The sequence below is a fragment of the Halorubrum cibi genome (genome assembly GCF_900182635.1).
Classification (GTDB): Archaea; Halobacteriota; Halobacteria; order Halobacteriales; family Haloferacaceae; genus Halorubrum; species Halorubrum cibi.
In genome coordinates, this window is sequence record NZ_FXTD01000007.1 from 52,369 (window position 1) to 75,743 (window position 23,375).

Below are 23,375 nucleotides of genomic sequence, written 5' to 3' on the forward strand. Positions count from 1 at the left end.
ACGCGGCGAGCGCCCCCGACTCACGCGGCGACCGCGCCCGACCTCGCCCGCGTTCAGTACTCCAGCACGCCCGCGTACCGATCGACCGCGATCACGGCGGCCGCGCCGCCGACGGCCGCGGCCGCGAACAGCGGGAGAGCGCTCGTCCACGTCCCGCCGGACTCGGCGAGCCGCATCGAGACTTCGATCACCGGGGCGCGGAGCGCGCCGACGATCAGGCTCACGAGGAACGCGAGCGTCGCGGCGCGGGCGGCCTCGAGCGCGCGTCGAACCGCGTGTGCGATCGTGAACAGCCCGACGACTCCGCCGGCGAGAAACGTCGCGATCGGCGGGATGGTTCCGGCGATCGCGGCGGTTCCTTCGCCCGCGGCGGCCGCCGCGATCCCGTCGATGAACGCGCCGAGCGTCCCCGACATGAACTCGTACTGGCCGAGGACGACGAGCAGCAGCGATCCCGAGAGCCCGGGCAGGACCATCGCGCTGACCGCGATCGCCCCCGAGAGAAAGACGACCGGAAGCGCGTGATCGAGCGCGGTCGCGCCGTACCCCGACGCGAGAAACGCCGCGAGGAAGCCGCAGACCGCCGCCGCCTTCCTGCCCGTCGTCTCCAGATCGACCGCACCGTAGAGTACGAGCGCGGAGGCGGCGATCAGCCCGAAGAAGAACCCGTAGGTCGCGACGGGAAACGCCGAAAGGAGTTCGTCGACGAGGCTCAACACGAGGACGACCGCGGTCCCGATCCCCGCGCCGAGGACGGCGAGGAAGCCGCCGTCGACCTCGCGAAACGCGGCCCGCGCGTCCGCGCGAGCGCTCGGGTGGACCCCGCCCAGCACCCGCGCGATCCGGTCGGGACCGATCGCGGTCACCGCCGCGATCAGCCGCTCGTAGATACCGACGACCAGCGCGATGGTGCCGCCCGAGACGCCCGGGACCGCGTCGGCGGTCCCCATCGCCAACCCCTTCAGATATATCGCGAGCCAGTCCCGAGCGTCCGCCATCGCGGATCAGGGTTCCACGGAGACGTACTCGGGCGCGGTGAGTGCGGCGCTCGACTCGTTCGTCTCGTTTCCTCCGTCGGAGCCGCCGTCCCCGGAGCCGCCCGACTCGTCACCGACCGGGCATTCGGGATCGCCGGAGGGACAGTCGACGATCTCCTCCTCGAGTTCGACGGTCGTGGCGGCGTCGTTCTCGCCGATCACCTGTCCCTCGGTGACCTCGACCTGTCCGACGTTCCGGGTCGTGTAGAGGTCCTCGTCCGTCGTCGTCCCCGTCGTGACCTCGTAAGGGCCGGTCGCCCGCACGCTCGTGTTCGTGTACCCCTCCTCGGGACCGAACTCGTCGTAGCCGGTCGTCGAGTACGGAACGGTGAACTCGAATTCACCGTTCGAGTCCGCGGTCGCGTACTGCGTGTACTCGAAGGTCGCGCCCGAGGGCTTCTCCATCTCCACCGTCGCCCGGACTTCCTCGCCCGGCTCCGCGCCGCTCCCCTCGATCGTCGCGCCGGGGACGCGCTCGAACGTCTTCACCCAGTCGTCCTGATATGCGGCGAGCACCGATTCGCCGAGGACGTCCTGGAAGCTCACGCCGAGCTGCTGGAGCACCCCGACCTGTCCCGCGGAGGCGGAGCGTCCCTGCGATTCGGTGGCGTGAACGAGCCGGTGGTGCTCGAGCGCCTCGACGCGCTCCGAGGGAAGCCCGCCGATCCCGCCGACCTGGGCGCTTCCGTCCTCCTCGACGTACTCACGGGCCGCGGAGACGTTCTCGAACTGGCGGACCATCGTCCTCGGGTCCTCCGGAAGCACGGCGAGTTCGACCTGCTCGCCGCTCGCGGTTTCCGCCGCCTGCGTGTCCCAGTCGACGACGACCGGTTCGGGCTCCACCGCGCTCCCGTGGTGTTCGTACAGCCGGATCATCTGGCTCTCGTGGTACCGCTGGGTGTTCACTTGCATCACCGTGCCGAACCCACCCTGCTGGGTCTGCTGGTAGAGGACGCGGTTGAAGTCCCGCCGCGTCACGTTGCCCGCGTCGTAGAACGTCACCGGCGCGCCGAACTTCGAGTTCGGCGAGGCCATCTGCCGGTCGACCATCACGTACCGGGTGTGTTCACCCTCCGTGCTCTGGCTCGCGAGCACCTCCCGTCCGGCCTCCTCGCTCGGCGCGAGCAGGTAGTTCGCGGCCTCGACGGCGTTCTGCTGGAACGGGTTCGCGTTCGGGATCCGTTCCGCACGGGTGGTGATCCAGTGGCCGTAGTCCCACCACGACTGGACGCCGTAGGCGCCCTCCGGGTACTCGAAGTCGCCGTCGGCGGGACGCTCGTAGGTGCCGTAGTACTCCATTGGGTTGTCGGCGCCCTCGAGCTCGCCCGGGTGCGGCGTCTCGTCGTTCATCCACTGGAGGCTCTCGTCCCACTCGACCACGCTGCCCGGACCGGTCGAGTTACCCGCGGTCCACACCGGCGTGGCGACCCCCACGAGCGGCACGAGGAGGACGGCGAGCACCGCGAGTGCGGTCAGGACCTGCCACCCCTCGATCTCGCGAAGCGCATCGAGCGAGGAGAGGTCGATCGCGTCGAACGTGACTTGAAGGAAGTACGCCGCGCCGACCGCGACGACCACCGCGAGGTAGTAGTTGAAGCGGGCCTGGGTGAATGCGGCGCTCCCGATGAACGCGGCCCACACGACGAAGTACAGCTCCTCCGCGTCGTACTCGACGAGGAACGTCGCGCCGACGAGGAACGCCGCGGCGATGACGAGCCCGACCACCTGCCAGCTCACGCCGACGACCCCGCCGAGCGCGTCGTACAGCTGGGGCACCGCGTAGACGGAGCCGACGACCGCGAGCGCGGCCGGGATGTAGAGCGTGTGGTTCGGGTCGTCGGAGCGGTACAGCGGACGCGCGACGACGTAGAGGACCGCCGCGAGCGCGAGGAAGAAGGCGAGGCCGTACTGACCGAGGACGAAGTCGGCGAAGGAGGCGTTCTGGAGCGGCGGCTGCCCCTCGCCGATGGTGCGGAACGTGGCTCGGGCGCTGAAGCCGACGAAGTTCAGGAGGTTACGCGAGAGCGTCGACCACAGCGACGGGAGCGCGAGCCACAGGAAGCCGGCAGAGGCGACGATCAGGCCGCCGACTGCTGGCGGGTAGGTGTCGGGAGTCAGATCGTCGCGCGCCTCCCACTGGCGGGCGAGCCACGCGAGGAAGATCGCTCCCACGGCGACGCCAAGGGGGAGAATCACCTGGAGGAGCGAGTAGTCCGTTACTGCGAACGAGAACGTGTCAAGAGGAACGAGCTGCATCAGCCCGGTGACGCCCATCGCGACCGCGCCGGCGAAGGCGATCGGCTCCGGACTCCTTCCGTGGTAGGTGTCGCTCGTGATCTTGATGGCGAGGTAGACGCCGGTAAAGCCGACCATCAGAATGCCGGGCTGCCACGTCCAGATGTAGAGGCCGAGTGCCACGCCCGCGGCCGCGGCGTACGCGGCGGGTCGGCGGAGGGCGTCCCAGTCGCGGTCGACGAGGAGTTCCCAGACCGGTGCCTCGCGCTCCGCGACCGCGAAGGCGACGAGGAACGCGAGGACGGCGACCGACTGGAAGAACACCTCGGCCGCGCTGTGGTCTGGGAAGCCGACCAGCGAGTAGCTGAAGAACGTGCCCGGGAGGAGCGCGAGCACGCCGGACGCCACGAGGGCGGCCGGTCGGTCGACGAACCGGCGCGCGATGAAGAACGTCGGCACCGCGACGAGCGCCCCCGCGATGGGGGCCATGACCAGCATGACTTCCTCGGTGCCGCCCATGATCGGACCGGCGATCCAGATGCTGACCGCCATGATGTGGTCCCATAGAGTACCGAACTGGCCGGCTTGGACGCCGAACGGGAATCCCGTCCACGGGTCGAACTCGAGGGTACTCGGCCAGTTCTCGAGGAGATAACTCGTCTCGCGGAGGTGGTACCACGGGTCGTTCCCGCGGAAGTAGACCTCGCCGTCACGGACGAAGTTCCCGTACGATCGGAGTCGAGTCCACAACATAAACGCGAAAACGCCCGCGATGACTGGGACGTGGTACCAGCGTTCGAGGAGGTCGAGCGGGGACTTCTCGTCCTCCTCGGCGGTATCCGTTCGTTCGCTCATTACACGGGAACACTCCGAAAACGTCCATAAGCCTTGTTATAACTGGTCGACGGCGAAGGGAGGTCAGAATGTTTATTCATCCACCTCCGAAACCATTGACCGATGAAGGTCTCCGTCGTCGTCTGTACGTACACGATGGACCGCTACGACGTGTTCACGGAGGCCGTCGAGAGTGCGCTCTCTCAGACGTACGACCCGATCGAGGTCGTGTTGGTGATCGACGGGAACCCCGAGGTGTACGAGCGGACGGTCGCGAACTTCAGCGACCGCGAGAACGTCGTGATCCACGACAACGAGGAGAACCGTGGAATCTCCTACAGCCGGACGAAAGGCGCGGAGTTGGCCTCCGGCGAGATCGTCGCGTTCATCGACGACGACGGCGTCGCGGAAGAGGACTGGATCGAGTCGCTCGTCGAGGTGTACGAGACGACCGACGCGATCGCGGTCGGCGGTGACGTGCGACCGAACTGGCAGGGTGACCGTCCGGACTTCTTCCCCGAGGAGTTCTACTGGCTCGTCGGCTGCGTCGAACCCGATTTCGCCGAGGACGGCGAGGAAGTCCGGAACACGTACGGATCGAACATCTCGTACCGGCGCGAGCAGTTCCTCAACGTCGGCGGATACGATCCGAACACCGGACGAAAGGGGGATAAACACTTACAGGCGCATGAAGCACCGGTAGGAATCCGGCTATTGGAGAAGTTTGGGAAGGGGATGGTGTTCACGGAGAGCGCGATCGTCCACCACAAGCTGTTTGAGTACCGCGGCGAGTTTCGGTGGTTAGTGTTTCGGTCCTTCTGGCAGGGCTACTCCAAGCGCGTGATGGACCTACTGTACCCGGACGCACCCGACGACAAGGGAGACTACCTGAAGTGGTTGCTAGCGGATAGGATTCCGCGACGGCTGGAGGGGTTGATTCGGTCGCCGTCGTGGGGCGCAATAACGCAACTGGCCGCGATCGGCGCGTTTACCGGAGCGGTCGGGTTGGGATATCTGTACGCAATCGCGACACCGAACCTCGTCGAGAAGGCGAATCAATAGTCGATTACTACGGATAGCATCGTAGATTTGAAAAATATTTGATCAACTGAATCACTCGTGTACTTATTGACGTTTCTGCCTGTCGGAAGTCGTACAGAAAATCTGAATTAAACTCCGAATTTCTTGTCTTCGCGTTCTCTGTTATCGTCAACCTCGAATATACCTGTAAACCACCAATACAAATACAAAAAACCGTGAGGTAGATTTTTTCATGGTAACGGGAATATCTGATCTCAAAAAATCCTCGGATTTGGACATCTCTCTGATACGTACTCAACAAGACTTATCACTCGATTCGGGCTACGTCGTGGCAATGTCTACTGATGACGACACGCCGCGGGTCGGCGTCGTCGGACTCGGCTACGTCGGTCTCCCTCTGGCGCTCGCGTTCACGCGGGCGGGATACGAAGTCGTTGGCGTCGACATCGACACGGAACGGATCGACGCGATTCGAGACGGTCGCTCGTACGTGACCGACGTCTCGGATGAAGACGTGGCGGCTGCGCTCGACGGGGGACTTCAGGTGACGACCGAGTACGAAGCACTGAGCGACGTCGACGGCGTGTCCATCTGTGTACCGACGCCTCTCCGAAAGACAGGACAGCCGAACCTCTCGTACGTCGCGGATGCGACGGAACGACTCGCTAAGGTTCTCCCGGACGGATGTACCGTGATCCTCGAAAGCACGGTCTACCCCGGCGCAATGGAGGACCTGGTCGTGCCGACGTTGTCCGAGAACGGGAAGACGATCGGTGAAGACGTATACGTCGCGTTCTCTCCCGAACGTATCGATCCGGGCCGAGAGGACTACACACTCACGGAGATACCGAAGGTACTGGGTGGAGTGACACCCTCCTGTGGCGATCACGCGATGGCGCTGTACGAGGGCGTGTTCGATGAAGTCGTCCGAGTCGAATCCTCGACCGAGGCCGAACTGGTGAAGCTCTTGGAGAACACGTTCCGCGCGGTCAACATCGGTCTGATAAACGAGATCGCGATGATCGCGAACGACCTCGATGTCGACATCTGGCAAGTCGTGGAGGCCGCTTCGACGAAGCCCTACGGCTTCATGCCGTTCTATCCGGGACCGGGACTAGGGGGCCACTGTATCCCGATCGATCCCCTGTACCTGTCGTGGAAGGCGGGCCAGCAGGGCATCCAGACGCGCTTTATCGATCTGGCGGATCAGGTGAACCGAGAAATGCCAGTCCACGTCGTCCGCCGAGTGAACGGACTGCTCAACGAGAAGGGATTGGCGGTGTCACAGTCGTCGATCTTGATCGTCGGGGTCGCGTACAAACCGGACGTATCTGACGTCCGAGAGTCGCCGGCGTACGACGTGATGGGCTTGTTAGAGGAACGCGGCGCGAAGATCTCCTATCACGACCCGTACGTTCCGGAATTCGAGGTCGAAGGTGAGACGTACGAATCCATCGAATTAACGGAACAGATACTCAGACGCGCCGATTGTACACTAATTGTGACCGATCACGACGTGCTCGATCTGGATTCGATCGTAGATCATGCCCCCCTAGTGTTCGATACACGAAACGCTACGAACGGTCATGACGCTACGCACGTCCATCATCTCTGATCCGAATAACATCCCGATTTAGTCGACGTTGTGGGGTGGTGTACTGTCGCCATTTCGTCCACGGCCCTCACCGGCGACGAGTTCCAGGACGTAGCCGAGCCCGCGACATCCGAGAAAGAGATATCCAAGCAAGACAAAGACCAGTCGCTCTCGTGTATTGAGCTCAGAAGCACCCGTCTGCTGGCCCGAACCCGAAGGACGCGGGGGTATCCCCGGTCGTCCGTATCGGTTCGGATAGTACCGTTGAAGCTGACAAAACCCACGTCCAACGCGGATCTCCTTTTTGATCTGGCTTCGGAGCGACGTTCGCGCCGGATGATATACTCGAGTGTCGGGTGTAAATTTGATCTCGCGGCCGGAAGCGACGACACGATTTCCGAACTCCGCGTCGCCACCGGAGATCAATCGATGATCGAAGAGACCGACGTCCTCGAACACATCTCGGCGGACGGCGATACAGCCTCCACCACCGAAATCGCGTTCCTTTGCATACACTTCGATCGGAAAACTGGTATGTGCGTTGTATCGTGCGACGAGCGTGTCTCGACCCTCAGGAACATACACTTCTACGTCATACGTGAGATACTCCGTGCCATGTATCTCACTAACAATGGTTTCGAGCCAATCGGAGTCTGCCGTGATGTCGGCGTCAATGAAGACGAGAACGTCTCCTCGTGCCCGCGCTATTCCAGTATTCCGGGCCGCATACGAACTCTGTATGTCGTCTTCAACGGCGACGAAGACGCGACCGTGTTCATCCGCGTATTCATGGGCCACGTTACGGGTATCATCCGTGGAGTCGTTGTCGACGATGATGATCTCTACACTCTCTAACAGATCTTGTTGTAGTATGGATTCGACCGTCTCGCTCAATCCACATGGATCGTTATAAACGGGGATTATCACAGATACAAGAGAACGATCCGTCTCTGACATCGTTCACAACAGAGATGACCTCCCGTAAATAAGCAGCAGATCTCGATGTGCGGCTGACACGGTCTCTTCTGACTACTAAAAGGTAATTACGCTTCCAACTCCGCGTTCAACACATCTGAACGACGGTCGAAGCTCGTTGTAGATCACACGGGCCCATCCGATTGAATTCCGTAATTTATCCGGACATGTAGTGTGACGGCATCACACACGGAAATTCCAACACGTCTGGCTCTTCGATCGAGGGGCTTCTTGAAACGTTTCCCGTAATCCACCTCGGTACCATTCCATGTCCGCGTCTTCAGTCCCGAAATACGGCGGACTTGAGGGAGAAACACTCATGGCATCCGTCTAACTACTACTACACATGATGACTGCCGATGGGTTGTTTCCGATCACCATCGCCCTCGACGATCCCAAAGGCGAACGACGATGGACGGTCGGGCGAGAACGCTCTTCGCGTGGATCTCGGATCGTTCAAATCGAAGACGAGGGAATCCTCGCTTCACGATGAATCGGGACCGCTTCCGCCGGCGAACCCTCCTCCGGGGCGTAGCTGGGACGCTCTCGGCCGCCGGAGTCACTCTCACCGGCATCGGCGGATCGACGTCGACCGCCTCGGCGACGAATCACGTACCGGACCGGATCGTCTGTGTCGGCTCCGACGACGGGTCGATATACGCGATCGACGCCGCGACCGGAGACTCCGTCTGGCGGTTCACGGAGCCCGGAGACGCGGTCTCCTCCTCGCCGACCGTCGTCGACGGTGTGGCCTACGTGGGATCCGCTGACGGGTCGCTGTACGCGGTCGACGCGGCCGACGGATCGGCCGTGTGGTCCTTCGAGGTTGATGACGGTGAGAACGGGGGAATCGTCTCCTCACCGACCGTGATCAACGACCGGGTGTTCGTCGGCGCCAGCTCCGGCGCGGTCGTCGCGATCGATCGGAGCGAGGGAACGGAGGCGTGGCGCGTCTCCTCGCCGGCCGTCGTCTCCTCGCCGGCGGTCGACGGAGAGACGCTCTACGTTGGCACGGAGACGGGAGAGATCCTCGCGCTCGCAACCTCCGACGGGACGGAGCGGTGGCGGATCTCGGCTCCGGAGGACGGGATCTCCTCGTCGCCGGCGGTCGTCGACGGGACGCTCTACGTCGGCTCGTTCGACAACCGGCTGTACGCGGTCGACGTCGAGGCCGGCGAGACGACCTGGAGTACGGACCTCGAAAACGTCGTGTTCTCCTCGCCGACGGTCGTCGATGGGACCGTCTACATCGGCAGCGTCGGCGTCGGCGTCGGCCTCCACGCGATCGAGGCCGCGACGGGCGACACGCGGTGGACGACCGACGAAGTCGCCGGCGTGGTCTCCTCACCGACGGTCGTCGACGGAACCGTCTACGTCGGCTCCGTCGACGGATCGCTGTACGCGCACGACGCCGAGAGCGGCGAGCAGGCGTGGTCACGGAACACCGGCGATCAGATCAACTCCTCGCCGACGGTCCGGGAGAAGACGGTCTTCGTCGGGAACGCCGCCGGCGCAGTGTACGGGTTCGGAGTCGACGACGGCGAACGGCAGTGGCTCTTCGACGAGCCCGGAGACGCGGTCTTCTCCTCGCCGACCGTCGTCGACCTCGCCGGCGACGGCCACGGCGTCGGATCGCGGACCTCGCTCGGGACGCTCGGACACCACCACGCGGCGGCGGGCGTCGAGTTCGAAGGAGATAGCGACTCCTCGGGCGGATCGGCCGACTCGACCGACTCAACGGATTCGTCCGGGTCGACGGGATCGGACGACTCCACGAGCACCGACGGGTCAACGGACGGAAGCGGAGACGGTGGTTCCGGACAGACCCCACCGCCGTCGACGGACGGTTCTGGCTCGTCGGGGCTGACCGGCCACGTTCCCACGGTCGGACTCCTCGGCGCGGCCGGCGGGATCACGGTCGGTGCGCTCGCAGCGTATCGATTCCTCGGGGGGAGTTCGGACGGGACGGCTTCGGGATCGGATCCGGGATCCCAGTCGAGACGATCGTCGGCAACCGATTCGGCGAACTCGGCAGGTGCCACGGACACCGTCGAACCGGAGGATCGAACTCCCGAAAGCGACAGGACGGAGGGCGCAGACACCGATGCCGAACCGGCGTCGTCCGCGTCAACGGGTTCCTCCTCGACCGCGTCCGCGAGCGGTTCGACCGAGTCGAAAGCCGACACGGAATCCGGCGAGGACGTCGAGTCCGGAGGCCGGGACGGAGCCGAGGACGTGAGCGAATCCGTGGGTGGCGTCGATACCGACGGTGCGGACGGGAGCGCGTTGCTCGCGGGGGTGAACGAACTCTCGTCGATCGAACCGATCGGGTCGGTCGGGCCGCTCGCCGCGTACGCCGTCACCGACGAACGGATCGACGGCGGCGACGGACGGGTTCTGGCGCTTCCGGACGCCGCGGGGGAGGAGGACCTCGCGGGTCGGTTCAGTTCCGTCGCCACCGACTGGGGCAGCGTCAGCCACTACGACGGGATCGCCACGGTGTACGGGTTGGGAACCGAGCCGTACCCGTGGGTGCTCACCGACCCGATCGAGGACGCCCCAACGCTCGGCGAGCACCTCGACGACCCGCCGACCGACCCCGCGGCCCGGCTGTCGCCGGTCGTCGACGCCGCCGAGGCGATGTCGCAGGCCAGCCGGTACACGGTCAGACACTACTACCTCTCGCCGGAGACGGTCCGCGTCGTCGGATCGGGTGCGGAGCCGACCGGGATCGTCGACGACTGGGGGATCGGTTCGGTGCCGGACACGCCCGAACACGGCACGCGTGCGGCCTCGCCGTACACCGCGCCCGAACAGCTCCCCGACTCCGAGGAGCCGCTCTGGCGGGGGAAACCCGACACGTACGCGCTCGGCGCGCTCGCGTACCACGCCGCGACGGGGAGCCCGCCCGCGGACCACCGTCCCACGAAGCCGAGCGAACACGCCGGCGTCCCGTCGTCGATCGACCGCCCGATAACTCGCGCCATCGACCCGGACCCCGACGAGCGGTACGACTCGATCGGCGAGTTCGCGCGAGTCCTCAGGCTGGCGGTCTTCGACTGAACGACCGCCGTACGTCGACGGCACGGTCTCCGGCGGGTTCGATTTGATATCGGTATCGATATCGAGAATAGATGGAAAAATGATATATCTGGCGGCGGAAAAGGTGTCTCCGTATGCCATCACGTCGTCGATTTCTGGTTGCGGGGGCCACGGCGGGGACGATCGCCCTCAGCGGGTGTACCGATGCTGTCGAGATCGCGACCCAAGAAGAGATCGAGCGGTCCGCGGAGCCAGCCGAGCCGGCCGAATCGAGCGTCGAGGAGACCGGCTTCGAGGAGGTTCGAAACGAGACGATCGTCGTCGAGGAGGAGTTCGAGGAGTTCGGCCAGCGTCGCGAGTTCACCGCGCGCACCGAGGTCCGTGCGTATCTCCGGGAGATACGATCCGACCTGACCGGCCAGGAGCAGTCGGTGTTCGCCGTCGTGAGCACGCCCGGCGTCTCCGCGGCCGGCCAACAGCTCAGCCCGCTCGCGAACATGGACGAGGAGGAGCTGATCGACGAGGCGCGCGACGAGATCAGCGCCGAGTACGAGGGCGAGATCCGCGACCCCGAACTCGACGAGACGATCGAACAGGAGGTGTTCGGCGAGACCACCGAGGTGAGCGTCTACGAAGCGACAGTGATCCTCCCCGACGGCACCGAGGAGCGGGGATACATCCACCTCACGATCGTCGAGCGCGGCGAGGACGTGGTCCTCGTCGCCGGCGCGTACCCCGCCGAGGTCGAGGGGGAACGCGAGCGGATCGAGCGGCTGTTCGAGTCGCTGGAGGTCGAAGAGTCGGGAGAGTGAGAGGAGTGAGAGTTAGAAGTCGATGTTGATGTCCTGCGTCGTGGTTTCTCCCGAATCGACCTGAACCGTCACCTCTCGGCTTTGGTCGCTTCGCGTAGCGATCAGCGTGTACTCGCCGGGAGCGATGTTCTCGATCTGGTACTCTCCAGTGTCCGGATCAGAGCTCGTTTCCCGGACGAACTCTCCGTTCTGAAGCAGTTCGAGTTCGTAGCGAGCGGGAGTCCCGCTCGCATTGGTCGTCCCGTCAATCGTTCCGATTTCTTCAAGTTCGAAATCCCACGTGACGTCGGAGTCAACCGTCATCGAGTCCGTGACGGTCATGTAGCCGTCGGCACTGACTTCGAGATCATAGTCGCCCCCGGGCATGTTTTCGATCTCGTAGCCGCCGTCCGCGGCCGTCGGGGCACTCAGCACCTCTCCGTTCGTCAGCGTGACCGTCGCGCCATCGATGGGATCACCGTCCGAGTTGGTAACGCTCCCTGAGAACGTGAACGAAGCTTCCTCGAGTTCGATGGTGGTCTGCTCGCCGAACGACTCGATTAAGCGGTTGACCGACTCGTAATCGTCTTCCGCCGTCACGGTGTAGCTTTCCTCGAGGTCGTCGACGGTGAACTCGTATCTCCCGCCGGTCGTGGCGGCAACGGTCTCGTCGTTCTCGTCGAGCAGTCTGATCGTCGCGTCGGGTTCGTCACCGTTCGTGTCGACGACGATGCCGCTCACGGTCGCGCTCGTCGGGCTGATCTCGACCTCGCCGGTCTCGTCCTCGCCGACTTCGACCTCCTCCATGCCGTACGCGAAGACGTCGGTCTCGGCGGCAGTGACCTCGTAAGTCCCTGTCGGGACGTTCTCGAGAGTGAACGTCCCGCCGTCGGTCGTCGTCGTATGCGTCGGCCCGTCGGCCGTGTTCCCGTCCGCGTCGGCGATCCGTTCCGCGGTCACCTCGACGGACGAACCGATCGGCTCTCCGTTCGCGTCGACCACGCTCCCGCTGATTGAGACGGTGGCGAGAGTTCCGCTCGTGGCCGCTCCGGGGTCGACGCCCCCGCCGCCGATCAGCCCGAGTGCGGACGTGCCGAAGAACCCGCCGATCAACACGACCAATACGACCACTCCGATAGCGACGTACTTGCCAGCCGTTCTCCAGGACGTGGTACTACTGGTATCTCTGGCTACGTCCTCGCTCGTCTCGGTCGGATCCGAAGTCTCCTCGGCGTCGATTGACTCCTCACCATCGGAATCGTCATCGTCGACCGATCTCGGTTCACTCTCGTCGTCCGATCCTTCTTCTGAGGATCCCTCTACATCGTCGACATTCTCCTCGTCTCCGCCCTTTTCAATATCCTCGACATCCAGCGGCGGGAGCCCGGAAACGACACGCTCCTCCGGGGAAACTCTCGGCCGCGCGTCGATCAGATCACGGCGGAACTGATAGGCGCCACCCTGCCGATCGTCCGGATCGAGTGCCATCGCATCAGACAGGACCCGCCGGAAGTCCTCCGAGACCTCCGGCGGGTCGTCTCCGACCCCGTTTCGGATCGCCTCCGCGAGGGATCGATCCGCGTCGACGAACGGCGGCGATCCGGAGAGAAGGTGGTAGCCGAGCGCGCCGAGCCGGTACACGTCGGTTTGTTGCCCGGCGTGGTTCCCGTCGTCGAGCTGTTCGGGGGCCGTATACGGCGTGACCGGCGGATCGGACACGAGGCCGCTGATACCCCAGTCGCCCACGACCGCGGTCGGACCGTCCGGTCCGTCGCGGAACACGACCGCTTCGGGACCGATCCGGAGGTGGTACGGCGTCGATCCGTACCGGCCGTAGTTCCGAATCGCCTCACAGACGTCTCCAAGGAGGTCGGCACGCGTCGCGAGGTCACACTCGAGCGCGATCTCGACGCTGTCGCCGCTCGCGAGCGTCTCGAGTTCGCCGGGGGCGTACTCGACGGCGACCCACGGCTCGGGATCGGTGCCCCAGTCGGCGAGCGTTCTGACGGTCTCGCGACCGGAGACGTTCCGCCACTGTGCCGCGAGGGAGTCGAACCGGTCGTACTCGTCCTCCGGAAGCTCTCCGTGAAGCGACCTCACGGCGACCGCGTCGCCGTCGGCGGTTCGTCCGTCGAACGTCTCCCAGTGTGTTCCCGCTCCGACCCGCTCACCGACGGTGATCGTCAGATCGGTGCCGGTGAGGGTTCGATCGGAGAGCATCGAGGAGGATCGGGAGACTCGGGAGAGTGAGAGTTAGAAGTCGATGTTGATGTCCTGCGTCGTGGTCTCTCCCGAGTTGACTTGAACCGTTACCTCTCGACTTTCACCGCTTCGCGTAGCGATTAGCGTGTACTCGCCGGGATCGAGCCCTTCGATCAGGTACTCTCCGGTGTCCTGATCGGAACTCGTCTCCCGGAGGGTCTCCCCGTCCTGAAGCAGTTCGAGTTCGTAGCGAGCGGGACTCCCGCTCGCATTGGTCGTCCCGTCGATCGCTCCGTTCTCCTCGAGGTCGAAGTCCCGCGTGACGTCGTCGTCGCCGGTGACCGTCTCCGTGACCGTCGTGTAGCCGTCACGGGTGACCTCGATCTGGTGTTCGCCGGCGGGGATCCCCTCGATCTCGTAGGCGCCGCCCGCGGGCGTCGTATCGGAGAATCCGTCCGCGGTCGTCACCGTGACGGACGCGGCGTCGAGTTCGTTGTCGTTCGAATCGGTCACGGTTCCGGAGAGCGTGAACGTGCTCTCCTCAAGCGTGATCGAGCCCTGGTCGCCGAACGACTCGACGGGTCGGCTGACCGACTCGTGGCCGTCGGCTTCGGCGGTCAGGCTGTAGCTTCCGCTGGGTTCCGCGACGGAGAACTCGTAGCTTCCGCCGGTCGCGCTGTTGACGGTCTCGTTGTTCCCGTCGAGGAGTTCGACCGTCGCGTCGAGCTCCTCGCCGTTCGCGTCGACGACGGTTCCGCTCACGGTCGCGCTGGTCGGCGCGAGTTCGACCTCGTCGGTTCCGTTCTCGGTGACTTCGACCTCCTCGCTGCCGTACTCGAAGACGTCGGTCGACCCGGCGGTGATCTCGTACGTTCCGGTCGAGACGTTCTCGAGGGTGAACGTTCCGCCCTCCGCCGTCGTCGTGTTCGTCGGTCCGTCGGTCTCGTTCCCCTCCGCGTCGGCGATCCGTTCGGCGGTCACCTCGACGGACGACCCGATCGGCTCCCCGCTGGCGTCGACGACGGTCCCGTTGATCGATGCGAGGGCCGCGTCCGTCCCGTTTGCCGGGCCGGCGTCGCCGCCCCCGCCGCCGATCAGGCCGAAGTAGGTCGCGCCGAAGAACCCGCCGATCAACACGATCAACACGATCGCGCCGATGGCGACGTACTTGCCGATCTCCGCCATGTCGAGGTCCCGCGAGGAGCCCGAACTCGAGAGCCGATCGGCCGTGGAGCCGCCCGAGCTCGGGGCACTCAACGCCGGGACGCGCTGGCTGACCCGCCGCCGGATCTCCGAACTCGAGAGGCCGTGCTCCCGCGAGAGCGTCTGGACCGACTCGTTGATCGAGGCGATCTCCTCGTCGATGAGCCGGCTGCGCATCGACTCCTTCGTCGACTCCCACCGAGACTCGGTGTCGCCGATCGGAACGACGCCGCTCGAGCCGTTCGGGGCGACCACCAGGTCGAAGTCCGACAGCGCGTTCGACTCCGGCGAGTCCGCGACGGCGGCGCGGTTGTACGTGCCCATGAACTCGTTGACGAGCCCGAGCGCGCTCTCGGCGTCGCGCACGCTGACGGTCCCGCCCTGCCGCGAGCCGATCAGCTCCTCGAGTATCGCGCGGTCCTGGTCGGATCCCGGCATCGAGGTGTTTCCGGCGTCGATCGCCCGGAAGACGCTCATGTCGTCTGCGGAGTCGTCTATCGTGTACCCCCACTCGGTCTCGATCCGGTCTCTCAGCGCGTCGATGAATTCGCGCATCGCCCCGTCCCGCGTCGTGTACACGGCGTAGAACTGCTCGGTTCGGGCGTTCCGGGTCTCACGCGCCCGGAAGAACATCGTGAACTTACGCTCGCGGCCGGACTCGATCGTGAGTCTGACCCCGTCGTAAAACAGGTCTTTCACCCGTTCGTTCGACCGGCCGCCGCCGCCCGTCGGCGAGTGTTCGTTCCCTTTCGTGTCGTATACGCGTAGTGATGGCATCCGTGATCACCCCATCTTATCGAGGAGTTCGTCGAACCCGACGGTCATGACGTTCCCGTTGCGATCCCGCATCGGGACGCGTTCGCCGTTCTCGTCGGTCGTCGTCTGGTAGTACACCGGGTGGATCTTCGACCCGGAGGTGTCCTGTACGAGCGTCCGAACCGTCTGGTTGTTCTCGATCAGCGTCTCGCTGACGAACTCCTGGAACTCGTCGAAGTACTGGTGTGCCTCGAGCGCCTGCTTGTCGCGGAACTCCTCGGCGAGGATGTCACACTTCGTCGCGACCAACAGCACGTCCTTGTTCGAGGCGACGTCCAGAATGTCGAAGTACGGCTCGATCTCCAGCGGCTCGTTGTTGTGGTACCGCTCGACGTCGATTATCAGGATCAGCGTGTTGGCGTCTCGAACCCGCTGGGCGAGCAGCCGAAGCGTCGAGTTGTCGATCTCGTCGTCCGGGCTCATCAGCGCGTTCGGCAGGCGTTCGAGGTACTCGCCCGCGTAATCGAGGCTCGACAGCTCGATGTTCTTCGGGAACACCCGGCCGTCGACGAAGTTGAACTTCAGGTCCTCGACGTCGGTCTGGCCGGTCGCGTCGAGCTTCCAGCCGGTGTCCTTCGACGCCGCGTCGAGCGACCCGACCAACTCCATGAGGTCGCTGCTCGGGTTCAACGGCGTGTCGGCCTCCCGACCGACCGCGTCGTCGAGCGCGGCCAGGTACTTCCCGACGAGGAAGAGCGACTTCCCCGACCCCTGCGGGCCCAACACGAAGAAGTTCTCGGAGGCGTCGTAGGTCACGAATCGACGCAGCGTGACCACGAACACCGCCGCCATGAGCGTGTTCACGCCGATACTGGACCACTCGACGCTCAGGTTCGGACTCGGCGGCACGATCTGAACGGTCTCCGCCGAGACCTGGAGGAACTGCGGGAAGTTGACGTGGAACTCGATCAGCCCGCCGACGACGATTGCGCTGATCAGGTAGAACAGGATCGTCGCCGACCGGCGGAATTCGAGGGCCGTCGCCGTCCGAACCTCGAGGAGTTTGGGGCCGCCGCCGACGAGCCCGCCGCCGACGAACCCTGCGAGGACCCACACGATGTTGGCTCCGAAGTCGATGTTCGGGATGAACAGCCCGATCGACAACAGCGCGACGAGCGCTGAGACGGTACCGAGACACAACAGGATCCCCTGGACCCGTTTCTTCGGGTCGAGGGTCACGAGGACCAACAACCCGAGGTAGAGCCCGAACATCAGCGCCGAGAACTGCTCGAGGGTGACGCCCACGAGCGGATTCAACGCGAGGATCGCCGGTCTGACGATGTCCGACGCCTGCCACGCCTCCCCGAGCGAGAGGAAGAGCGGCCCGGCGACGATCACCATCACCGCGAAGTACACGACGAGAAAGACCTTCTCGCCGTTCTCCTCGAGGAACTCACCGATCGCCGTCATCTATCGATCACTCCCCCCCGTCGAGCGTTTCGGAGGGAGCATCGGTCTCCTCCGCCGCGTCGGTGAACGAGACGTCGTCGATGTGTTTCTCCAAGAGATCGCGTTTGATCTCTCCCTCGTCTCGGAGGAAGAACTGCGTGTCGTTGGGGTTCTCGAGGTTCAACACGTCGTTCCGGCGGACGTAGTACCCCTCGTCGAGGCCGTGGGTGTGGTGGACGAGGATGTCGGTGTCGTCGGACGCCTCCTTGGCCTGATACCCGGTCTGGTAGCCGTCGGCTTCGACCTCCGCGCGGAGGTTGTCCAGGAAGATCCCGTCGATGAAGATCCCCAGTCCGATGTCCCAGCTACCCCCGGCTTCGACCGGGAACGACGCGAAGTTCTCGCTTCCGGCACCCAGGTTGTACGCGCCCTGGAAGACGGGTTTGAGGTCGGCCACGTCGCCGATCTGGTTTATCGCTCGGCTCATCACTCCGACGACGATGTTCATGTCGTTGTACCGGGAGCGGTCGCCGCTGATCCGGCGTTTCCGGATCCCGGTGTACTTCGGGTTGTGCGCGTTCTTCGCGAGCTCCTCGAGAGAGCCGCGGAGCCGCTGTTTCTCCGTCTCGTCGTCGAACAGCTTGCTCTCCGCGATGTCGGCGTCGTCCCTGAGCTGGAGGATGTCGTGCGGCTTGACGGTCTTGACGTAGTGGTACTGCTCGTCCTCCGTCGAGACGGAGGTCTCTCGGCTCTCGTTGTAGTTCTCCCGCAGGTTCCGGTAGCGGTTCTGCGAGTTAATGAACGCGTCTCGCGGGCCGTTGAGTTCCTCGAAGAGGCTGACCGTCCCCTCGTACAGCTCGGCTTTGTGTTCCGCGTCGTCGAGCTCCGACCGTAGCTCGTCACGCCGGCGTTCGATGTCGTCGGTCTCGACGACCTCGTCTTTGATCAGCTCCTCGAACTCGCGCGCGATCTCGGAGAAGCTCGCGCCCGAGTCGAGCTGGCGTTCGATCTCCTCGAGCGCGCGCGGACTGTCCGTCTCGAGTTCGGCGCGCGTCTCGGTGACGATGTCGCGGCGGCGGTCCTCGAGCTCCTCCTCTATCGTCCGCTGGAGGCTGCCGACGGAGTACTCCAGCTCGATCGACAACGAGTCCCCGGCGCGGGAGATCGTGAACACCTCGTTGTCGTCGAGCTGGTTGCGCTTCATCCGGTAGTTCTTCTGGGCCTGTTTGCGCTCCTCCTCGCCGGACGTGTCCCACGGGAGGATGGACTCCAGAGTCCCCTCGTCCTGGTTCATCTGGAGGAACGCCTGTTTGGCGTCCGACAGGTCGGCCAGAGAGGCGTTGATCCGTCGTTCGGTGTCGGAGACGTTGATCCCGACGCGGTCGAACTCCTCGGAGAGCTCGTTGAGCGTGCTCCGGACCTGCCCGTCGCTCACCGCCTCGAGCTGGTCTTCGGTCTCGGCGTTTTTCACCTCGCGGCCGTACGTCTCGAGCGCCATCTCGAGCTCGTCACCCAGCCGTTCGGCGTCGATCGACCGACAGTCCTCGTACTCCTCGTAGATCGGCTGAACCGACCGTTCCCACTCGTCGACGCGGCGATCCACCTCGTCCTGTTGCGAGCGTCGTCGCTCCTCTAACTCCTCGTCGGCGTCCTCGAGGTCGGACTGGAGCCGGTCTCGCCGCTCCGTGGCCTCCTCCAGTTTCGCCTCGAGCTGGTTGAGTCGGACGCCCGCGTTGATCCCCTCGTCCTCCAACGCGAGGAGGTAGCTGATCGTGCTCTCGACGCGGTTGTCGTCGACGGCGCGGAGCCGCACGAGCAGGTCCTTCCGGTGGGCGAGCCGGTTCAGCTCGTCGCGGATCACGTCGCCGAGCTGTTTGTCGATGCTGTCGACGAACTGCTCGCCGTCGCTGCTCACCTCGGCGGTGCCGGCGCGGATCGAGCCGCCGATCACCTCGATGAGCTCGACGATGTCCTCGGCCTCCATCTCCGCCTCCGAGACGATCTCGCGGTAGATCGAGACCGACTCGTAGTCGAGTTCGGTGAACAGATCGAGGTCGAGAAGCGACTTCACGTTGTTGAGCCGCGTCTCGAGGTCCGTCCGATCGGAGTCGTGAAGCTCGCCGTTCATGCCGTCGGGGCTCCACTCGCGCGAGAGGAACCGGTCGACGCCGGCGTAGATGTCCGCCTCCGCCTCGAGGGCGTCCTGTTTGGCGTTCAGGATGTCCTTCGTGACGGTCTTGGCGTCCTGGATCGCGTCGACGTTGTACCGGAGGACCTGCGGGATCCCGATGATAAAGGGGGCGTAGGAGGGCGTGTCCGCGAACGGGTCCTCCATGTCCATCATGTTGTAGTAGGTCGCGATCAGGTAGATCGCGGCCCGGTCGAATTCCAGGAGCGCGTCGGAGCTCTGGAGGATGTTGGCCTTCTTCCCGCCGAACCCGGTGGGGTCGATCGGGATGAGGATCCGGTCTTTGAACAGATCCTCGTCCTGGAGGCTGAGGTACTCCAGCTCGGAGAGCGCGGCGTGTGCGTTCGCGTTCTCCGCGTCCCCCTCGTCGTCGTTCGGCAACACGCCGAACAGCGTGATCTCCGCGGTCCGCTGGGTGCGTTTGAGGTGTTTGACGAGGTCGATAAAGATCCCCGAGCCGGAGCCGCCGCCGAGCCCCGCGATGACCGCGACCTTTCCGCGGCCCGGCAGGTCGATCGCCGTCCGCACGTCGTCGTCCTCGGCGTACGCCTTGTAGTAGAGTCCCTTCCCCAGTCCGCGCTTCCGGACGACGCCGGTGGCGAAGTCGAGGTTCTCATTGATGAACTCCGGCTGGAGCCACCAGTTCTCCTCCTCCATGCCGACCCCCGAGGCGATCCGCGGCACCGCCTCCTCGCCGATGAGGTCGTTCTGGTCGTGGAGCTGGATGTTCCGCGTGAGCGGGAGGTACTCGATGGTGATCTCCCCCGGCCGGCCGGTGTGTTCCGAGCGGAGTCGGTCTTTAGTCTCCTGGATCTGCTGTTCGATCTCCTTGATCCGTTCGAGGTCACGGTTCTCCTCCTCCTCCGCCGTGTCGATCACGGTCACGGTCAACGTTTCGGGGTTCGGGCGGGGCCGCAGGATCGCCTCCTGGACCCAATCGGCCTTCAGCAACTCGTACGTAATAGCCTTCCCAGCACCCCCGATCGCAAATATCCTGCTTGGGAGATTCATGCTGACATCCAATGATCCTTACAGCTATCCATAAATTATTCGATGCCTACAGCTAGTAGGGACAAATTTTGGAAACGATCTCGGCGGAACCGATCGGAACACGAGCCGTACAGTAGTCACCACCTACCTTTCACGGCGGTGAACCGTCTCGGGAGTTCTACAGCTCCCCCCGAGTCCCCCACAGCTCCCCCCGAGTCCCCCACAGATCCCCCCGAACCTCCCATAGCTACAAACGGGTCGCCGCAGTACGACGGAACATGTTATCTACCGCGGACCGTTTCGAGGCGGAGTACGCCGGCTGTGACGTCCTGTACGGGCGCGGACGGGTCGCCGATCTCGGAGCGTCGCTCGCCGACCGAGGGATCGGCGACGCGCTCGTCGTCTGCGGCTCGAACGTCGGCGCGAACGACGACCTCATGGAGCCGATCCGGGCGGGTCTCGGCGACCGACACGCGGGGACCTTCGACGGGACGACCCCCGACAAGCGGGCGGAGACCGCCTTCGACCTGCTCGAGGCGGCGAGATCGGCGAAGGCGGACGCCCTCGTCGCCGTCGGCGGGGGAAGCAGCCTCGACGTCGCGCGACAGGCGTCCGTCCTCGCGGCTGATGGACGCGATCTCGCGGCCCTGGAGGCGGCGGCGGGCGAGGGGTCGATCGAGCGGATAACCGCGGAGCCGGCGTTCCCCGTGGTCGCCGTCCCGACCACGTTCGCGGGCGCGGACCTCTCGGCGGGGGGATCACTCGAGGTGCTCTCGGCGGCCGAGTCGCCGACGGGCCAGCCGGTCTCTGTGAGCGGCTCCGCGATGCCGATCGTCGATCTGCTCGATCCGGATCTCTTCGAGACGACGCCGCGATCCGCCCTCGCCGGCTCCGCGATGAACGGCTTCGACAAGGGGATCGAGACGGCGTACGCCCGCGACGCCTCGCCCGTCAGCGATGCCACCGCGATCCACGGGGTCCGGCTCCTCTCCGGCTCGCTGCCGGTCGTTGCGGGCGATCGCGCCGGCGACTCTGCCGCCGCGATGGACCGGGCGGTCGCGGGCGCGCTCCTCGTCCAGATCGATCGGAAGATCAACGTCATCCACGCGTTCGGACACGGTTTCGCCCGCCGGTACGACGTCCAACAGGGCGCGATCCACGCCGTCGTCGCCCCACACGTCCTCGCGTACCTCTTCGAGGAGGCCGACGCGGGCCGCCGGACGCTCGCCGCCGGGTTCGGCATCGACGCCGAGGGACGCGACGACGACGCGGTCGCGGAGGCAGTCGTCGACGCGGTCGCGGCCGTCCGCGACGCGCTCCCCGTACCGAGCCGCCTCCGCGACGTCGACGCCGTCCGGGAGGAGGACCTCCCCGCGGTCGCGGCGTTCATCGCCGAGGACCCGCCGATGGAGCGGGCGCCGGCCGGGATCGACACCTCCCCGGAACGGATCGAGGGCGTGCTCCGCGGGGCGTGGTGAGGCGGTCGCGACGCTCGATCAATCGTCTGCGACCGCCGCGTCGGGGCGGTACGCCCGGCTTATCGCCTTCCACTTGCCCGAGCGGAACCGCCAGTAGTTGATCGCCGCGGGGATCGTCGTCTCGGCGAGAAACGCCAGGTAGAGCCCCCACAGCCCGAGCCCGGTGGTCGCGCCGAGGTACGCCAGCGGGATCGAGACGAGGAACATCCCGACGAACTGGCTGGCGAAGGGCACCTTCGTGTCGCCGGCGGCGTCGAGCGGCCCCGCGGCGCCGCCGGAGATCCCCTGGAAGATCACCGCGATACAGGCGGCGTACACGAGGTTCACGGCGATCGGGACCTCGGGGCTCGCCGCGCTGTCGGCGAAGAGCACCACGATGTCGGTCGCGAAGACCGCGATGAGCGCGGCGCTCACGAGGTACGTCCCGACGGAAAAGCGGATGATGTCGCGGGCGTACGCCTCCGCCTCGCCGGGGTCGTCGCCGCCGAGCTCCTGGCCGACGAGACTCGAGGACGCGAGGCCGAAGCCCCACCCCGGCGTGTTCATGATCCCCCAGATCCGGCGGGCGATGACGAACGCCGCCACGGTGTTCTCGCCGAAGATGTCGAGGACGAACAGCATCGGGAACTCCGCGGCGGTCCACACGAGGTTGCGGGCCCCGACGGGGAGCCCGATCTCGACGAGGTCGCGCAGCATCTTCGGGTTGAGGTACGACCCGAACGGGTCGATCGCGACCGGGAAGGCGCCCAAGATCGGGAGGTGACCCCACGCGATCCCGGCCGCGAACGCCGCGGTGACGACGACGTTCGAGAGGACGGTCCCGAGCGCGGCCCCCTCGACGCCCCAGCCGAGCCCGAAGATGAACCACACGTTCAACACGACGTTGACGATCGCGCCGCCGGCGCGAAGCTGCATCGCGGTGTAGGCGTCGTCACAGCCCACGAGCACCCGGCTCCCGACGAGGTTCAAGCCCGCAAAGGGGACGCCGATCCCGACGATCCGGAGGTAGTCGGCACCGTACGCGACCGCGGTCTCGTTGCTGCTGATGAGCGAGATGAGTTCGGAGGGGTACGTCCAGAAGACGGCCGTGACGGGGGCGCTTATGAGGACCACCAACAGGGTACTGGCGCGCACCGCGTCGCCGAGCTCCCGGAACGACTCGGCCCCGTATCGCTGTGAGACCAGCGCGATGGTCCCGCCGGCGACCCCGCCGCCGATGGCGAACGCGACGCCCCAGAACGGGCCGGCGAAGCCGACGCCGGCGACCGCGCTCGTCCCGATGGCGACGCCGACCATCGCCACGTCGACGGCGTTCTTCGACATCCGGGCGACTCCCGTGACGATCCGCGGCCACGCCAGGTCCGTCGTCCGGACCACGCGGTGGCGATCGATCAGCCCCAGGCGGGCGAGCCCGAAGCCGATGTAGAGGACGACGAGTCGGAAGGGGTTCGGAACGGAGAACACTGGAAGTACGGACCTTTCCCCGGCAGTAATAAAGGCGTTTCCTCACGCGGCGTGCGTTTCCGGATCGTCGGTGGTGAGGGACGCTCCCGGAGACGC

At 65.2% G+C, this 23,375-nt stretch carries 13 protein-coding genes; 5 read left to right on the forward strand and 8 right to left on the reverse strand.

Translation table 11 applies throughout. The features are described from left to right. Nucleotides 1-53: 53 nt before the first annotated feature. Both FN829_RS10140 and FN829_RS10145 read right to left on the reverse strand, forming a co-directional pair. A complete protein-coding gene (locus FN829_RS10140) occupies nucleotides 54-998 on the reverse strand; it encodes a DUF368 domain-containing protein (protein ID WP_142986872.1) in 945 nt (314 codons plus the stop codon). Between the two features lie 6 nt (nucleotides 999-1,004). Next, entirely contained in the window at nucleotides 1,005-4,127 is a 3,123-nt protein-coding gene (locus tag FN829_RS10145) for an oligosaccharyl transferase, archaeosortase A system-associated (protein WP_142986873.1), read from the reverse strand. A 102-nt stretch (nucleotides 4,128-4,229) separates the two neighbouring features. Here FN829_RS10145 and aglG point away from each other — a divergent pair, with 102 nt between their 5' ends. Continuing rightward, the gene (aglG, locus tag FN829_RS10150; protein WP_142986874.1) at nucleotides 4,230-5,168 is read left to right on the forward strand and encodes a glucosyl-dolichyl phosphate glucuronosyltransferase; all 939 of its coding nucleotides are present in this window, start codon (nucleotides 4,230-4,232) and stop codon (nucleotides 5,166-5,168) included. A gap of 313 nt (nucleotides 5,169-5,481) precedes the next feature. Further along, nucleotides 5,482-6,762, forward strand: a complete 1,281-nt coding sequence (locus FN829_RS10155; protein WP_142986875.1) for a nucleotide sugar dehydrogenase — start codon at nucleotides 5,482-5,484, stop codon at nucleotides 6,760-6,762. 18 nt (nucleotides 6,763-6,780) lie between these two features. Here the strand turns inward: FN829_RS10155 and FN829_RS10160 are convergent, their stop codons facing one another. Then, on the reverse strand, nucleotides 6,781-7,698 hold the full coding sequence (locus FN829_RS10160) for a glycosyltransferase (protein ID WP_142986876.1): 918 nt from the start codon (nucleotides 7,696-7,698) through the stop codon (nucleotides 6,781-6,783). A 507-nt stretch (nucleotides 7,699-8,205) separates the two neighbouring features. Here FN829_RS10160 and FN829_RS10165 point away from each other — a divergent pair. Together FN829_RS10165 and FN829_RS10170 are read left to right on the forward strand one after the other, a co-directional pair. Beyond that, nucleotides 8,206-10,779, forward strand: a complete 2,574-nt coding sequence (locus FN829_RS10165) for an outer membrane protein assembly factor BamB family protein (protein ID WP_185955738.1) — start codon at nucleotides 8,206-8,208, stop codon at nucleotides 10,777-10,779. A gap of 113 nt (nucleotides 10,780-10,892) precedes the next feature. Further along, nucleotides 10,893-11,570 (forward strand): DUF6517 family protein, encoded by a 678-nt coding sequence (locus FN829_RS10170; RefSeq protein ID WP_142986878.1) that lies wholly within the window; start codon nucleotides 10,893-10,895, stop codon nucleotides 11,568-11,570. Nucleotides 11,571-11,582: 12 nt separating this feature from the next. On the opposite strand, the gene FN829_RS10175 is transcribed toward FN829_RS10170, so the two are convergent. Genes FN829_RS10175 through FN829_RS10190 form a run of 4 tightly spaced genes read right to left on the reverse strand, consistent with a single transcriptional unit; the run spans nucleotide 11,583 to nucleotide 20,358 of the window. Continuing rightward, nucleotides 11,583-13,769, reverse strand: a complete 2,187-nt coding sequence (locus FN829_RS10175; protein ID WP_142986879.1) for a carboxypeptidase regulatory-like domain-containing protein — start codon at nucleotides 13,767-13,769, stop codon at nucleotides 11,583-11,585. 33 nt (nucleotides 13,770-13,802) lie between these two features. Continuing rightward, the gene (locus FN829_RS10180) at nucleotides 13,803-15,731 is read right to left on the reverse strand and encodes a carboxypeptidase-like regulatory domain-containing protein (protein WP_142986880.1); all 1,929 of its coding nucleotides are present in this window, start codon (nucleotides 15,729-15,731) and stop codon (nucleotides 13,803-13,805) included. 6 nt (nucleotides 15,732-15,737) lie between these two features. Next, nucleotides 15,738-17,180 carry a hypothetical protein gene (locus tag FN829_RS10185; protein WP_142986881.1) on the reverse strand — a complete coding sequence of 481 codons (1,443 nt, stop codon included), beginning with the start codon at nucleotides 17,178-17,180 and terminating at the stop codon, nucleotides 15,738-15,740. 7 nt (nucleotides 17,181-17,187) lie between these two features. Next, nucleotides 17,188-20,358: a tubulin-like doman-containing protein gene (locus FN829_RS10190; protein ID WP_142986882.1), complete on the reverse strand. Its 3,171-nt coding sequence runs from the start codon at nucleotides 20,356-20,358 to the stop codon at nucleotides 17,188-17,190. Between the two features lie 257 nt (nucleotides 20,359-20,615). Here FN829_RS10190 and FN829_RS10195 point away from each other — a divergent pair, with 257 nt between their 5' ends. Further along, a complete protein-coding gene (locus tag FN829_RS10195) occupies nucleotides 20,616-21,815 on the forward strand; it encodes an iron-containing alcohol dehydrogenase family protein (protein ID WP_142986883.1) in 1,200 nt (399 codons plus the stop codon). An 18-nt stretch (nucleotides 21,816-21,833) separates the two neighbouring features. On the opposite strand, the gene FN829_RS10200 is transcribed toward FN829_RS10195, so the two are convergent. Then, the gene (locus FN829_RS10200) at nucleotides 21,834-23,279 is read right to left on the reverse strand and encodes an MATE family efflux transporter (protein WP_142986884.1); all 1,446 of its coding nucleotides are present in this window, start codon (nucleotides 23,277-23,279) and stop codon (nucleotides 21,834-21,836) included. Nucleotides 23,280-23,375: the final 96 nt, after the last annotated feature.